Raw genomic sequence first — 13,737 nt, forward strand, 5'->3', positions numbered from 1 at the left:
ATGACCGGCCACACCGACAACGACATCCTGATCAAGGCCCCTCTGGACCTCGTCTGGGACATGACGAACGACCTGGAGAACTGGCCGAACCTGTTCAGCGAGTACGCGTCGGTCGAGGTGCTCCAGCGGAACGGGGACACCACCACCTTCCGGCTGACGATGCACCCGGACGAGAACGGCAAGGTCTGGAGCTGGGTCTCCGAGCGCGAGACGGCCCGCGATGTGCGGACGGTCTGGGCGCGCCGGGTGGAGACCGGGCCCTTCGCCTTCATGAACATCCGCTGGGAGTACGAGGAGGAGGCCGAGGGGACCCGGATGCGCTGGACCCAGGACTTCGAGATGAAGCCGGACGCGCCGGTGGACGACGCCGGAATGACCGAGCACATCAACCGAAACTCCAGAATCCAGATGGAGCTGATCCGGGACAAGATCGAGCAGCGCGCCCGCGCTCGGGTCGGGGCGTGAGGAAATGCACCGCGAACTGATCGTGGCCCGCATGAAGGAGAACGCGGCGCAGGACATAGCCGCCGTCTTCGAGGAGTCGGACCGCCATGGGGAACTGCCGCATCTGATAGGCGTGCGCGGCCGGAGTCTGTTCCAGTTCGGCGATGTGTACCTGCATCTCATCGAGGCCGACCAACCGCCGGGGCCCGAGGTCGCACGGGTGGCCGGCCATCCGGAGTTCCGCGCCATCAGCGAACGGCTCTCGGCGTACGTGCAGGCCTACGACCCGGCGACCTGGCGCGAGCCGAAGGACGCCATGGCGAGGGAGTTCTACCGCTGGGAGCGCTGAGGCGGGCCGGGCGAGGGCCCGGCCCGCCTTCGTACACGCTTCTCGAACGGGCTGTTTTCGAACAGGCTGTTTCCGAACCGGCTGCCGCGTCCGCGGAAGCCGGTTCCGGCGTTTTAAAGCCTGTCGTCCAATCAGCTGAATGACCATCAGTCCGTTCGCGCGGCAAAAGAGTGATCAAGGGGCGGAACTCCACTCGGAGGGCTTACATCCGTCAGATTTGCGGGCCGCGCCAAGTGGCAGCGGGGCTCCTCTTCGCTGACGGTGGTTAAGACGCCGACGCGATCCCTTTGTCTGGCAAATAGTCAGTAATCGTGCCGGTGCCGGAAGGAATGACTCATGCGATCTACTCGCGCACTCTTCGCCGGGGCGGCGATTGCCGCCACCCTGACCCTGGGCGCCCCCGCCGCCGCGTTCGCTGCCGACGTCTCGGACCCGGGCGGTCACGGCGGGTACTCGAGCAGCCAGGAGTCCTCCGAGGACGGCTACGGTCAGAGCGGCAGCTCCTGGAAGGACAAGGACAAGGACCAGAAGGAAGAGCACGGCAAGGAAGAAGAGCACGGCAAGGAGGAGCCCTCGAAGGAGGAGCCGAAGGGCAAGGACGAGGGCCCCGGCGAGCACGACTGGTCCGGCAGCGGCAAGGGCAAGGACGAGGAGCCCGGCGAGCACGACTGGTCCGGCAGCAGCAAGGGCAAGGACGAGGAGCCCGGCGAGCACGACTGGTCGGGCAAGAAGGGCGACTGGGACGGCGGTTCGTGGAAGGGCCACGAGAAGCCGAAGGGTGGCGTCCACACCGGTGGTGGCGGCATGGCCACCACGGGCAGCGGCATGGCCGCCGGTTCGGTTCTGCTCCTCGGCGGTCTCGGCGCCGGCGCCTACGCCCTGCGTCGCCGCAAGCCGTCCGGCACCGCGATCTGAGCCTGACGCTTCGGAAAACCCGTGCTGCCGTGGCACCACCGCCGGCTTCGGCGGAGGTGCCACGGCAGCGCCACGAACGGGCGCTGTGAGAAAGGCGAACACCCTCATGGGCAAACAGGGCAAGCAGGGCGGTACTGACAGCAACACCCGCACGCTCCGATGGGCCGCGGCATCGGCGCTCATCGGTGTCTTCCTCATCTACAACTCGGTCGACGCCTCCTCCCAGTCCTCCTCCCCGGTGACACCGGCCACGCCCGCGGCCACCGCCGCCGAGACGGATTCGCAGCCGGAGACGGCGGAGGTGCCCCCGGAGGACCGGTCCGACCTGCGGTCACCGGCGGCCAGGCCCGCGTCCCGGCCCGGGCCCGCGCTGCCGCGGTCGGCCCCGAACCGGCTGGACATCCCCTCGATCGGGGTGAGCGCCCCGTTCACCGCGCTGTCGCTCAACCCCCAGGGCACGCTGGTCCCGCCGCCCGACACCGACAACAACCTCGTCGGCTGGTACAAGGCCGGCCCCTCCCCCGGTGAGCGCGGCAACGCCATCGTGGCCGGCCACGTGGACACCAAGTCCGGCCCGGCGGTGTTCGCCATGCTCAGCTCCCTGAAGGCGGGCGGCAAGGTGACCGTCACCCGCGACGACGGCATCCTCGCCACGTTCGTCGTCGACGAGGTGCGGACCTTCAAGAAGGAGGACTTCCCGGACCGGGAGGTGTACGGGGACACCAACGACGCCCAGTTGCGCGTGATCACCTGTGGCGGCGCGTACGACCACACCGCGAAGGACTACACGGCCAACGTGGTGGTGTTCGCCCACCTCAGCTCGTTCCGCTGGGCCTGAGCCGCCCCGGAACGCCACGGTGCCCGCGCCCCTCCGGGAGGGGCGCGGGCACCTTCCTGCGCGCCGGTGGCCAGGGCGTGTTTCGAAAGTCCCGCCTGCCCCGCGACGCCTGGCACGCACGCTCGCTGCGTTGTCGGGATCGTCCGAGTAGGCCCGCTACGAGGACGACCCTCCGCCTTGCGATCGCACGCACCAGACGCCGCGGGGCCCGCCCTCCGGGCGGACGGCGCTCCTTTCGAAACACGCCCTAGCCGGGCACCCGGCTGTCGATGGCGTGCAGATACGCGTTGACGGGACGGCTCTCGGTGATGTTCAGCCCGGCCTCGGTCATCCGCGCCACCAGGCTGTCCGTGGTGTGCTTGCGGCCGCCCACGTTCAGCAGCAGGAACAGGTCCATGGCCGTGGTGAACGAGGAGCGGCTGTTGTCGATGAGGTTCTCGATGACGAGCACCCGGGCGCCGGGCCGCGCGGCCGCGACCACGTTGGCGAGCGTGCGGCGGGTGTTCTCGTCGTTCCATTCCAGGATGTTCTTGATGATGTAGAGATCGGCCCGGACCGGGATCTCCCGGCGGCAGTCGCCCGGCACCAGGGTGGCCCGCTCCGCCAGCGCGCCGCCGTCCCGCAGCCGGGGGTCGGCGCCCGCCACCACCTGCGGCAGGTCCAGCAGGGTGCCGCGCAGATCGGGGCGCCGCTCCAGCAGGCTGGCCAGCACATGCCCCTGGCCGCCGCCGATGTCGGCGACCTCCTGGACGCCGTCGAGGTCGACGAAGGCGGCGACATCGGCCGCGGACTGCCGGCTGGAGGTGGTCATCGCCCGGTCGAAGACCTCGGCCGACTCGGGCGCGTCCTCGTGCAGATAGGTGAAGAAGTCCTTGCCGTAGAGGTCGTTGAAGACGATGCCGCCGGAGCGCACCGCCCGGTCGAGCCGCGGCCAGACCTCCCAGGTCCAGGGCTCGGTGCACCACAGGGAGATGTACCGCAGGCTGCGCGGGGCGTCCTCGCGCAGCAGCCGGGACATCTCGGTGTGGACGAAGCGGCCGTCGTCGGTCTCGGCGAAGATCCCGCAGCAGGCCAGGGCGCGCAGCAGGCGGCACAGCGGATCGGGTTCGGCGTCCACCGTGGCGGCGAGTTCGCCGACGGAGGTGGGCTCCTCGCCCAGCGCGTCGGCGACCCGCAGCCGGGCGGCGGCGCGTACGGCGGCGGCCCGGGCGGCGCCGAAGGCGATCTCCCGCAGCTGCATGGCCGCCGCCTGGGACGCGGCGGCGCCTTCCGGCGCCGTGCCGGGGGGCGGGGTGGCGGTGGTGGTCATGGCGTCCCCCTCAGCACCGGCCGGTGGGCACCGACAGCGTGCAGACGTTGCCGGTGAAGGTGTTGCCGGGACCCTTGTCCCGGTCGGCCACATCGGCGGGCTTGTTGCCGGTGAGCACATTGCGGCTGATGGCGTTCTTGGTGTTCGCGATGCCGACGACGCTCTTGAAGAGCACGATGCCGCCGGACATGGGCGAGGTGCCGACGTTGTTGTGCACCTGGTTGCCGGTCACCCGGGTGCCCTCGGTGCCGGTGAGCACGATGCCGGCGCCCTGGATGAACGGCAGCCGGGCGTTGGGCGCGCAGTAGGCGTTGTTCGCGTGGACGGCGTTGTGGGCCACGGTCAGGTCCCCGGCGCGCGGCTTGGACTCGTCGCCCACGACGAACACCCCGCCGCAGTTGCCGGTGGCGGTGTTCTGCTCGACGGTCAGGTTCCGCAGCCGGCGCACCACGACGCCGATCCGGTTGCCGGACAGCCGGTTCCCGGCGACCCGGGTGCCCTTGGCGTCGGTGGCGCCGCCCTCGGCGTCGACGGTGTTGGCGAGGAAGATGCCCGATTCCTTGTTGTTGCGGGAGACGTTGCGGAGGAAGGCCCCGCGGGTGGACAGCTCCTGGCCGATGCCCTGCTGCCCGTTCTTCTCGGCGAGGGTGTCGCGCACGTCCATCCGGACGGTGCGGGAGCCCCAGATGCCGTTCTTGGGGAAGCCGCTGACGGTCAGCGAGCGGATCCGGACATTGCTGACGGGGTGTTGGGCCGTACCGGTGACGCACACGCCGTGCCCGGCCTTGCCGCAGGCGTTGGCCGACGCCTTGGCGGGCGCGGTGAGGACGGTCGTCCGGCCCACGCCCCGCAGGGTCAGCCGGCTCTTGGTGATCAGCACGTTCTCCCGGTAGACACCGGCCCGCAGCTGGATGGTGTCCCCGGGCCGGGCCGCCTTGACCGCGGCCTGGATCGACTGGCCCGGCTTGACGGTGTGCACGGTGGGCGCGGTGGGTGCCGGGGCGGCGTGGGCGCCCGGCAGCTGGGTGAGTTCGATGGCGAGGGCGGCCGTGAGGACCGCGAGGTGAGGAAGCTTTCGTGTACGCATGAACAGGAAGTTATGGGCGAGTTGCACCCCTCGCCACTTATTCCCCCTTTTGTCCGTTACGCCTTTTGGCCCCTACTCCAGCACCCGGGAGCCGCCGACCGGCAGGTCCCACAGCTCCTCGCGGGGACGGCCCGTCGCCTCGAAGGCGGCGCGGACCCGGTGCAGCGGCTCCAGCGGCGGTTCGGCGGAGAGCAGGAACGTCGACCAGTGCATCGGGACCAGCGTCCGCGCCCCGAGGTCCAGATACGCCCGTACGGCCTCCTCGGGATCGGTGTGCACCGGGCGCAGCATCCAGCCCGGGTCGTACGCGCCGATCGGCAGCAGCGCCAGGTCGATGCCCGGGTAGCGGCGGCCGATTTCCTGGAACCAGTGGCCGTAGCCGGTGTCGCCCGCGAAGTACACCCGCTGCCCGCCGGGCCCGGTGACGACCCATCCGCCCCACAGCGAGCGGCAGGTGTCGGTCAGGGTGCGCTTGCTCCAGTGGTGCGCGGGAACGAAGTCGAAGCGGACCGGGCCGCCCGCGCCCGGCAGTTCGGCCGCCTCCCACCAGTCCAGCTCGGTCACCCGGGTGAACCGGCGCGTCCGGAACCACCCGGCCAGCCCGGCCGGGACGAACAGCGGCGTGTCCCGGGGCAGCCGCTTGAGGGTGGGCGCGTCGAGGTGGTCGTAGTGGTTGTGGCTGATGACCACCGCGTCGACGGGCGGCAGGTCCTCCCAGCGCACCCCGGGCGGGGTGACCCGGGCCGGGGTGCCGAGGATCCTGCGGGACCAGACCGGGTCGGTGAGCACGGTCAGCCCGCCGATCCGCAGCACCCAGCTGGCGTGCCCGGCCCAGGTCAGCGCCGTCTGCCCGGGGCCGGCCTGCGGCAGCGGGCCCGGCGCGAAGGGGAGTTCGGGAATCTGGCGCAGCGTCTCCGCCGGGGGCCGCAGCCGCCCCTCGCGGGCCAGCCGGGCGAGGGCGCGCACCCCGGGCAGCGGGGCGGTGAGCCGGTGGAGGAACGAACGCGGCCAGGTGCGGACCTCGCCGAGCGGGCGGGGCGCGGACAGCGGCGGGGGCGTGGACAGCGGCGGGGGCGTGGACAGCGGCGAGGGCGCGACGGACGACGGGTGCCCCGCGCGGGGCGACCGCGGCGTGAGGGGCAGACCGCGGCCCTCGCCCGCCTCGGTGGGTTCGGCCTGGTCGGTCATGGGGTGCGCTCCCTTCGCGGTGGACCGGTCACGGCGCCCCGGCCCGGACGAGGTCACCGAATACCCTTTCGAAGGCGGCCAACTCCTCTGCGACGGACGGAAGTTCCAGCGGGTCCGGGGCGGCCAGCGCGGCGAGCCGCAGCTCTTCCGACGCCCCGAGCAGCGGCAGCGTCGCCAGCCGGACCCGCAGGGTGTGCGGCGGGTCCCCGAACCGGTGGCCACCGGCCACCGCCGGGCCGAGCCGCCCGGCGAGGTAGCGCTCCAGCTCCACCGAATCGGTGAGGGAGCGGGCGGCGAGCACCCCGCGCAGCTCGTCGAGGTCCGCGTACAGCTGGCGGCCGGCCTGCGGCGGGCGGCACAGCGCGCCGACGGCGGTCAGCGCCCGGTACGCCGCGGCCGCCACCGCCCCGTGCGCGCGGGCGGCGGCCGCCATCCGGTCACGGACCGGCTCGGGCTCGGTCAGCGCGTACCCGGCGGCCACCGAGACGGCCGTGGGCAGCCCGGCCCGTACGGCGGTGAGCATGGACAGCACCCGGGCGCGCAGCTCCGCGCCGCGCTCGGTGGCCGGGAACCGGGCCACCGCGGCGGGCCAGCCGACCGGGGTGAGGGCGCCCGCGAGGTCGGTGAGCACGACCACGTGCTCGGGCACCATCTCGGCGGGGCTGAGCAGCACCGTGCCGTGCGGATGGTGCACCGTGTCCCGCCACGTCTCGTCGCTCACGATCAGCAGCCCCTCGGCCACCGCCGCCTCGCACACCTCGTGCAGCAGCTCGGGCGGGGCCACGGTGCCGGTCGGGTCGTCGGCGACGGACAGCAGCAGGATGCGCGGCACCCCGCCCTCGGCCCGGACCCGGCGGACGGTCTCCAGCAGCGCGAACGGATCGGGCAGCCCGCCGCACTCGGCCGGTACCGGGGCGTGGTGTCCGCGCCGGTCCACCAGCCGCACCAGCGGCTCGTACCAGGCGGCGCACGGGCGGGGCAGCAGGACATCGCCGCCGGGGGCCGAGGCGAGCAGGGCGAGCAGCAGCGGCTCGGCACCGGGGGCTGCCACGACATGCGCCGGGTCGGTCCACAGCCCGCGCCGCGACCAGTAGCCGCAGGCGGCCGCGCGCAGGTCGGCGGAGCCGCCGACCGGCTCCGGCGCGCCCCGGTCCGCGGCCGCCGCGAAGCACGCGGCCAGCTCGGGGAGGACCGGCAGCCCGCCGTCGTCCCGGTCAGCCGGCGCCGGTGCGGTCCACTGCCGTTGCATTCGTCCACACCTTTCGTGTGTGTGCCGACGCTGTCCACCTTCGCAGATCGGCGGTGGTGGCGGCGCGGGACGACACCGGCAGCCCTCAGGCGGAGCCGCCGTCCTGGTCCAGCGCCTTCAGCCGGCGCTCCATGCCGCGGCCGCGGGTCCGGACGACCGACTCGGCCAGGCTCACCAGCTTGCGGTTGGTCCGCTGCGAGGCCCGGCGCAGCAGGTCGAAGGCGCGGTCGGCGTCGCAGCCCAGCACGTACATCACGATCCCGCACGCCTGGTCGACCACGGGGCGCGACCGCAGCGCCGCGTCCAGCTGGTCCACCTGGGCGAGGGCGGCGCGGTAGAGGCGGTCCCGGGCCAGGCTCTCGGTGGTGAGGTCGCCCAGCAGCTCGGTGGCGCCCTGGGCGGCCTTCTCCAGGGAGCCGGGCCGCAAGCCGTAGAGGGAGATCGTCACCGTCAGCCCGTCGCATGCGAACGGCAGCGTCGCGCTGGAGCGCACCCCCGCGTCCAGCGCCCGGGCCCGGTAGCGCGGCCAGCGCGGATCGTGCAGCAGATCGTCGGCGCCCGCCGGGCGGCCGGTGTCCAGGGCGGCCAGGATCGGGCCCTCGCCCGACATCATCTGCACCGACACCAGCGCCGACAGATCGGGGTGGGTGGCCGCGGTCGTCCGGTCGTTCTCCGTGTCGACGGGCGCGTCCTGCGGCAGGAGCGCGGTGGCGGTCGCCCCGCAGCTGGCCGGGGTGCACGCGGCGGCCTGTTCCGCCAGCTCCGCCAGGCCCCGTCCGAGCGACGGGGCGTCGGGCTGGCACTGCGGACGGCTGTACGGGCGTTCGGGCATCGCCGGCTCCGGTCCTTTCCTTCCCTGAGGGTCCCTTTCGGTCGGCTTCCCGCTGGCTTGCGCGGAAAACAACACCGGACCAGTGCCCCGCCGCCGGTCGGGCTAACGTGTGCGCATGTCCCGGGCGCAGGATTTTGGTGCGGAACTCACGGATTTCCGCAGACGTGTCGATGAATTGCGAACGGCGAGGGCGCTGCCCTCGCAGGAGCGGCTGTCCGTGCTGGACGCCGCTCTTTTCGAGCTTCAGCACGTGGCCGACGTGCTGTGGCCGCGGTACGAGGAGCTGGCCGCGGCCGGCCGCGTCCCTCCGGGAGGCCGGGCCGACCCCCATGAGCAGCAGCTTTTGCGCGCCCTGTTCCAGCGACTGCCCATTCCCGTCGTTTTGCTGGACCGGGAGTCCGTCGTCCGGCGTATGAACTTCGCCGCGACCCAGTTGTTCAACACCCGCGCCGGATACGCCACCGGCCGCCCGCTGACGTCGTCGCTGCGCCGCGACGGGCAGGCGGCGCTGCGGTCGCAGGTCGCGGCGGTGGCGCGCGGGGAGGGCGGGCGCAGTCTGACCGTGCACCTCTCGCAGCCCGGCCCTGACGGCGCCCTGCGGGTGACGCTGGCGGCCCTGCGGCCGCCGGGCGAGCCGCAGCCCGCGGTGCTGGCCGCCTTCCAGCCGGACCGCGGCACGGCGGCCACCTCCTCGGTCACCCTCCCGGTGCCGAGGACCGCCGGGAAGGACACGGTGGACGGGCCGGCCGCGCAACCGGATCTGGCCGAGGTGACGCGCCACGCCGAGCTGCTGGACCTGGTCGACGACATGGCGACGGCGCTGCTGGGGGCGACCCTCGCGGGCGGGGGACCGGAGGAGGTGCTGGGGCGGGCGGCGGAGCTGCTGCACGGCCGGTTCGCGGACTGGGTGATCGCCGATGTGGCCACGGACGGCGCCGGCGCGCCGCGCCGGATGGTGGCGCTCGGCCCGCCGGAGGCGGCCGGTGAGCGGACGGCGTCGCTGGCCGGGCAGGACCCGGCCGACTGCCCGCTGGTGGTCGAGGCGCTGGACGACGGGGTGGCGGCGCTGCGGGTGAGCCCGCCGGACGCGAACGCCTTCGGCCGGGACGCCACGGGCGCGCCCGTGCTGGTCCGGGAGGAGGTCGTCTCGCTGCTGTGCATCCCGCTGCGGGTCTCGCCCACGGCCCCGGTCCTCGGCGCGCTCACGCTGTTCCGTACGGCCGGCCGGAGCGCGTTCGAGATGGCGGAGGCGGGCGCGGCGGACCGTATCTCCCGCCACATCGCCCTGGCCCTCAGCCGCCCCCGGGCCCGGGTGGCGGGGGCGGCGGAGGACTGAGGGCTGTCCCGTCATCCCCAGCCGGCTCCCGACGCCGGCTACGGTCACTCGCCGCGTTGCCGGGATCGCCCGAGTACGACCCGGTACGAGGGCGCCCCTCCGCCTTGCGATTGACCGCATCCGACGCCGCTCGCTGCCCCACTGTGGATGACGGGACAGCCCTTGGCCAGGCGGACGTGGGCCGGGCGGGCTCGGGTCAGGCGGCCGCGTTGGCTTCGGCGTTGACTTCGGCGTTGACTTCCGCGTTGACTTCCTCGCCCAGGCGCTCGCAGGTGCGGCTGATCAGCCGGGACACGTGCATCTGGGAGATGCCCAGCCGGTCGGCGATGCGGCCCTGTGTCTCGTCGCAGAAGAAGCGCAGGTACAGGATGCGCCGTTCGCGTTCGGGCAGGGCGCGCAGGCACGGCTTGAGCGCCTCGCGCTGGACGACGCGGTCGTAGGAGGGCTCGGGCGAGCCGAGGGTGTCGATGAGCGCGTATCCGTCCTCGGCGCCGCGCAGTTCGGCGTCCAGGGACAGGGTGCTGTAGCTCTCCAGCGCCTCCATGCCCGCCCGGACGTCCTCCTCGCTCAGCCCGGTGTGCTCGGCGATGTCGGCGACGCCCGGGGTGCGGGAGTCCGGGGTGCGGTTCAGCTCCTGGACCGCCGTACGGACCCGGTTGCGCAGTTCCTGGACCCGGCGCGGGACGTGCAGGCCCCACAGGTGGTCCCGGAAGTGGCGCTTGACCTCGCCGACCACGGTCGGCACGGCGTAGCTCTCGAAGGCGGTGCCGTGGTCCGGGTCGTAGCGCTTGACGGCCTTGACCAGGCCGAGCATGGCCACCTGACGCAGATCGTCCGCGGACTCGCCGCGGTTGCGGAACTGCCCGGCCAGCCGCTCGGCCATCGGCATCCACGCCCGGACGACCTCCTGACGCAGGGCCTCCTTCGACGGGCCCTCCGGCAGGGCGGAGATACGACGGAACTGGGCGGCGGTGTCGGGGGCGTCGTCGTGGGCGTGCCGGCGCTTGCGGCAACGCACCTGCCGGGTGGGTGTCTGGCGGGTGTGCGTCTGGCGGGGCTGTGCTCGTACGGCTGTCATGCGGCCGCGCCTCCCTTGGGCTATCGTATGGCACCGTGGGAGCAAATTGGACAAAAGGGGCGACCATTCGGGACACGCCGGTCGCAGTTGTCCTGCTCCTGTGACGTGCCTCCGGTCCGAAGCACTAAAGGTCGCGTGCCCGTCCGAGACCCTGCCAAACAAGGCTTCCCGCTGTGTTTTCTTCCCTGCGCGCCGGTTACCCGTTTCACCGCATCCGCGCACGAGGAGGGTCCGATGACCGAGTACGGCTACTTCCTGGCCGCCGAGGAACACGGCCCGGCCGAGCTGATCGAGCAGGCGCGGATGGCGGAACAGGCGGGGTTCACCTCGCTGTGGATCTCCGACCACTACCACCCCTGGAACAAGGCGCAGGGCCAGAGTTCGTTCGTCTGGTCCGTGATCGGCGCCCTGGCGCAGGCCACTTCGCTGCCCGTGCAGACCGCCGTCACCTGCCCGACGTTCCGCATGCACCCCGCCATCGTCGCCCAGGCGGCCGCCACCAGCGCGGTGCTGCTGGACGGCCGGTTCCGGCTGGGTGTGGGCAGCGGTGAGGCCCTCAACGAGCATGTGCTGGGCGACCGCTGGCCCCCGGCCCCGGTCCGGCTGGAGATGCTGGAAGAGGCCGTAATGGTGATGCGCCAGCTGTTCGAGGGGCGCCGGGTCGACCACCACGGCAAGCACTACACGGTGGAGAACGCCCGGCTGTACACGGTCCCCGACGAGCCGGTGCCCATCGACATCGCCGCGTTCGGCGAGGCCGCCTGCGCGCTGGCCGGGCGGGTCGGCGACGGCTTCATCACCATGGGCCCCGACGCGGAGCTGGTGGAGCGGTTCCGGCGCGGCAGCGGCGCGAGCGGCAACCACAAGCCCGTACGCGGCGGCCTGAAGGTGTGCTGGGGCCCGGACGCCGACGAGGCGCTGCGCACCGCACACCGGTTGTGGGCGGTCGAGTCGCTGCCCGGCCCGCTGCTGACGACGCTGCCCGCCCCGGCCCACTTCGAGCAGGCCGCCGAACTCGTCACGCCCGAGCGGACGGCGGAGAAGGTGACCTGCGGCGACGACGTCGACGCGCACATCCGCGCGCTGTCCGCCTACGCCGAGGCCGGGTTCGACACCGTCTACGTCAACCAGATCGGCCCCGACCAGCGCGGCTTCTTCGACTTCTACCGCACCAAGGTGCTGCCGCAGCTGGCCGGTTGAGCCCGCCGGGCGTTCCCGCCACCTCGCGGCTGCGCCCCGGGCGATCCGACGCACCCGAGCACCCCCACAGGAGTGAGTGACCGACATGACCATGAAAGTCGCCGACTACGTCCTCGCCCGGCTGCGCGAGTGGGGCGTCGAGCATGTCTACGGGTATCCGGGCGACGGCATCAACGGACTGCTCGCCGCCTGGGGGCGGGCGGAGAACGAACCCCGCTTCATCCAGGCCCGGCACGAGGAGATGGCCGCCTTCCAGGCCGTCGGCTACGCCAAGTTCAGCGGGCGGCTCGGCGTCTGCGCGGCGACCTCGGGGCCGGGCGCCATCCACCTGCTGAACGGGCTGTACGACGCCAAGCTGGACCATGTGCCGGTGGTGGCGCTGGTCGGCCAGACCCACCGCAGCGCGATGGGCGGTTCGTACCAGCAGGAAGTCGACCTGCACAGCCTGTACAAGGACGTCGCCTCCGACTTCCTGGAGACCGTGACCGTCCCCGAGCAGCTGCCGAACGTCCTGGACCGGGCCATCCGCACCGCCTACGCCCGGCGCGCCCCCACCGCCGTGATCATCCCGGCGGACGTCCAGGAGCTGGACTACTCCCCGCCCACCCACGACTTCAAGATGGTGCCCTCCAGCCTGGACCGCAGCGGCTGGTCCGCGGTGCCCTCCCGCAGCTCGCTGGAGCGCGCCGCCGAGGTGCTGAACGCGGGCGACCGGGTCGCCATCCTGGTCGGCCAGGGCGCCGCCGGGGCCCGCGCCGAGGTGCGGCAGGTGGCCGACACGCTCGGCGCGGGCATCGCCAAGGCGCTCCTCGGGCTGGACGTGCTGAGCGACGACCTGCCGTATGTCACCGGTCCCATCGGGCTGCTGGGCACCCGCCCCTCGTACGAGCTGATGCGCGACTGCGACACCCTGCTGACGATCGGCTCCAGCTTCCCGTACACCCAGTTCCTGCCGGAGTTCGGCAAGGTCCGCGCCGTGCAGGTCGACCTCGACCCGCACATGATCGGGATGCGCTACCCGTACGAGGTCAACCTGGTCGGCGACGCGCGCGAGACGCTGCTGCGGCTGCTGCCGATGCTGCGCCGCAAGGAGTCCCGCGACTGGCGGGAAGAGGTCACCGCGGGCGTACGGCGCTGGCACGAGGTGATGGAGCAGCGCGCCGAGGTCTCCGCCGATCCCATCAACCCCGAGTACGTGGCCCACTGCCTGAACCCGCTGCTCCCCGACGACGCCATCCTCACCTGCGACTCCGGCTCCGTGGCCAACTGGTACGCCCGCCATGTGCGGATGCGCGGCCGGATGCGCGGCTCGCTGTCCGGCACGCTGGCCACCATGGGCAGTGGCGTGCCGTACGCGATCGGCGCCAAGTTCGCGCAGCCGGACCGGCCCGTGGTGGCCCTCGTCGGGGACGGCGCGATGCAGATGAACGGCATGGCGGAGCTGATCACCGCGGCCAAGTACCGCCACGCGTGGGACGATCCGCGGCTGGTCATCGGCGTCTGGAACAACCAGGACCTCAACCAGGTGACCTGGGAGATGCGGGCGATGGGCGGCGCGCCCCAGTTCCTGCCCTCGCAGGAGATCCCCGACGTGTCCTCGGCGCGGTTCGCCGAATCGCTCGGCCTGAAGGGCATCCGGGTGGAGAAGCCCGAACAGGTCGAGCCGGCGTGGCGCGAGGCGCTGGGCGCGGACGGCCCGGTGTGCGTGGAGTTCCTGACCGACCCGGCCGTGCCGCCGATCCCGCCGCACGCGACGTGGGAGCAGATGGAGGCCACGCTCGGATCGATCGTCAAGGGCGACCCGGACCGCACCGGCATGGTGCGCCAGGGGCTGAAGGCGAAGGTGCAGGAGTACCTGCCGCACCGGTCGCACCGGGACAAGAAGGCCGACGGCGGCGACGCGTGAGCGCGG

The 13,737-nt window shown here is 72.7% G+C and carries 13 protein-coding genes; 7 read left to right on the forward strand and 6 right to left on the reverse strand.

Features of this window, described 5'->3' with window-relative positions; translation table 11 throughout:
* The 4 genes from ASC60_RS10190 (at position 1) to ASC60_RS10205 (ending at position 2,546) form a co-directional block, all read left to right on the forward strand.
* On the forward strand, positions 1 to 465 hold the full coding sequence (locus ASC60_RS10190; RefSeq protein WP_055549150.1) for an SRPBCC family protein: 465 nt from the start codon (positions 1 to 3) through the stop codon (positions 463 to 465).
* Between the two features lie 4 nt (positions 466 to 469).
* Positions 470 to 793: a TcmI family type II polyketide cyclase gene (locus ASC60_RS10195; RefSeq protein WP_055549152.1), complete on the forward strand. Its 324-nt coding sequence runs from the start codon at positions 470 to 472 to the stop codon at positions 791 to 793.
* Positions 794 to 1,129: 336 nt separating this feature from the next.
* Positions 1,130 to 1,708 (forward strand): hypothetical protein, encoded by a 579-nt coding sequence (locus tag ASC60_RS10200; protein WP_055549154.1) that lies wholly within the window; start codon positions 1,130 to 1,132, stop codon positions 1,706 to 1,708.
* Positions 1,709 to 1,814: 106 nt separating this feature from the next.
* Positions 1,815 to 2,546: a class F sortase gene (locus ASC60_RS10205; RefSeq protein ID WP_055549156.1), complete on the forward strand. Its 732-nt coding sequence runs from the start codon at positions 1,815 to 1,817 to the stop codon at positions 2,544 to 2,546.
* A gap of 247 nt (positions 2,547 to 2,793) precedes the next feature.
* Here the strand turns inward: ASC60_RS10205 and ASC60_RS10210 are convergent, their stop codons facing one another.
* The 5 genes from ASC60_RS10210 to ASC60_RS10230 form a co-directional block, all read right to left on the reverse strand.
* Positions 2,794 to 3,855 carry a methyltransferase gene (locus tag ASC60_RS10210; protein WP_055549158.1) on the reverse strand — a complete coding sequence of 354 codons (1,062 nt, stop codon included), beginning with the start codon at positions 3,853 to 3,855 and terminating at the stop codon, positions 2,794 to 2,796.
* A gap of 10 nt (positions 3,856 to 3,865) precedes the next feature.
* A complete protein-coding gene (locus ASC60_RS10215; protein ID WP_055549984.1) occupies positions 3,866 to 4,942 on the reverse strand; it encodes a nitrous oxide reductase family maturation protein NosD in 1,077 nt (358 codons plus the stop codon).
* 72 nt (positions 4,943 to 5,014) lie between these two features.
* The gene (locus ASC60_RS10220; RefSeq protein WP_079038351.1) at positions 5,015 to 6,130 is read right to left on the reverse strand and encodes an MBL fold metallo-hydrolase; all 1,116 of its coding nucleotides are present in this window, start codon (positions 6,128 to 6,130) and stop codon (positions 5,015 to 5,017) included.
* A gap of 28 nt (positions 6,131 to 6,158) precedes the next feature.
* On the reverse strand, positions 6,159 to 7,379 hold the full coding sequence (locus ASC60_RS10225; RefSeq protein WP_055549160.1) for an aminotransferase class I/II-fold pyridoxal phosphate-dependent enzyme: 1,221 nt from the start codon (positions 7,377 to 7,379) through the stop codon (positions 6,159 to 6,161).
* Between the two features lie 85 nt (positions 7,380 to 7,464).
* Positions 7,465 to 8,211, reverse strand: coding sequence for an ANTAR domain-containing response regulator (locus ASC60_RS10230; protein ID WP_055549162.1), 747 nt, complete (start codon positions 8,209 to 8,211; stop codon positions 7,465 to 7,467).
* 115 nt (positions 8,212 to 8,326) lie between these two features.
* Between ASC60_RS10230 and ASC60_RS10235 the strand changes: the two genes are divergently transcribed.
* Entirely contained in the window at positions 8,327 to 9,547 is a 1,221-nt protein-coding gene (locus ASC60_RS10235; RefSeq protein ID WP_055549164.1) for a PAS domain-containing protein, read from the forward strand.
* Positions 9,548 to 9,743: 196 nt separating this feature from the next.
* Here the strand turns inward: ASC60_RS10235 and ASC60_RS10240 are convergent, their stop codons facing one another.
* Positions 9,744 to 10,625: a SigB/SigF/SigG family RNA polymerase sigma factor gene (locus tag ASC60_RS10240; protein ID WP_055549166.1), complete on the reverse strand. Its 882-nt coding sequence runs from the start codon at positions 10,623 to 10,625 to the stop codon at positions 9,744 to 9,746.
* A 234-nt stretch (positions 10,626 to 10,859) separates the two neighbouring features.
* On the opposite strand from ASC60_RS10240, the gene ASC60_RS10245 reads away from it, so the two are divergent.
* Complete coding sequence (locus tag ASC60_RS10245) at positions 10,860 to 11,825, forward strand: LLM class F420-dependent oxidoreductase (protein ID WP_055549168.1); 966 nt, start codon at positions 10,860 to 10,862, stop codon at positions 11,823 to 11,825.
* An 85-nt stretch (positions 11,826 to 11,910) separates the two neighbouring features.
* Entirely contained in the window at positions 11,911 to 13,731 is a 1,821-nt protein-coding gene (locus ASC60_RS10250; RefSeq protein ID WP_055549170.1) for a thiamine pyrophosphate-requiring protein, read from the forward strand.
* Positions 13,732 to 13,737 lie beyond the last annotated feature (6 nt).

This window comes from Streptomyces sp. NBRC 110028 (assembly GCF_001417735.1).
In the GTDB taxonomy this organism is placed as follows: Bacteria; Actinomycetota; Actinomycetes; order Streptomycetales; family Streptomycetaceae; genus Streptomyces.

What these genes read in the sequence shown, in the direction of transcription:
- ASC60_RS10190 (WP_055549150.1), top strand. Translation starts at nt 1, where the DNA reads ATGACCGGCCACACCGACAACGACATCCTGATCAAGGCCCCTCTGGAC.
- ASC60_RS10195 (WP_055549152.1), top strand. Translation starts at nt 470, where the DNA reads ATGCACCGCGAACTGATCGTGGCCCGCATGAAGGAGAACGCGGCGCAG.
- ASC60_RS10200 (WP_055549154.1), top strand. Translation starts at nt 1,130, where the DNA reads ATGCGATCTACTCGCGCACTCTTCGCCGGGGCGGCGATTGCCGCCACC.
- ASC60_RS10205 (WP_055549156.1), top strand. Translation starts at nt 1,815, where the DNA reads ATGGGCAAACAGGGCAAGCAGGGCGGTACTGACAGCAACACCCGCACG.
- ASC60_RS10210 (WP_055549158.1), bottom strand. Translation starts at nt 3,855, where the DNA reads ATGACCACCACCGCCACCCCGCCCCCCGGCACGGCGCCGGAAGGCGCC.
- ASC60_RS10215 (WP_055549984.1), bottom strand. Translation starts at nt 4,942, where the DNA reads ATGCGTACACGAAAGCTTCCTCACCTCGCGGTCCTCACGGCCGCCCTC.
- ASC60_RS10220 (WP_079038351.1), bottom strand. Translation starts at nt 6,130, where the DNA reads ATGACCGACCAGGCCGAACCCACCGAGGCGGGCGAGGGCCGCGGTCTG.
- ASC60_RS10225 (WP_055549160.1), bottom strand. Translation starts at nt 7,379, where the DNA reads ATGCAACGGCAGTGGACCGCACCGGCGCCGGCTGACCGGGACGACGGC.
- ASC60_RS10230 (WP_055549162.1), bottom strand. Translation starts at nt 8,211, where the DNA reads ATGCCCGAACGCCCGTACAGCCGTCCGCAGTGCCAGCCCGACGCCCCG.
- ASC60_RS10235 (WP_055549164.1), top strand. Translation starts at nt 8,327, where the DNA reads ATGTCCCGGGCGCAGGATTTTGGTGCGGAACTCACGGATTTCCGCAGA.
- ASC60_RS10240 (WP_055549166.1), bottom strand. Translation starts at nt 10,625, where the DNA reads ATGACAGCCGTACGAGCACAGCCCCGCCAGACGCACACCCGCCAGACA.
- ASC60_RS10245 (WP_055549168.1), top strand. Translation starts at nt 10,860, where the DNA reads ATGACCGAGTACGGCTACTTCCTGGCCGCCGAGGAACACGGCCCGGCC.
- ASC60_RS10250 (WP_055549170.1), top strand. Translation starts at nt 11,911, where the DNA reads ATGACCATGAAAGTCGCCGACTACGTCCTCGCCCGGCTGCGCGAGTGG.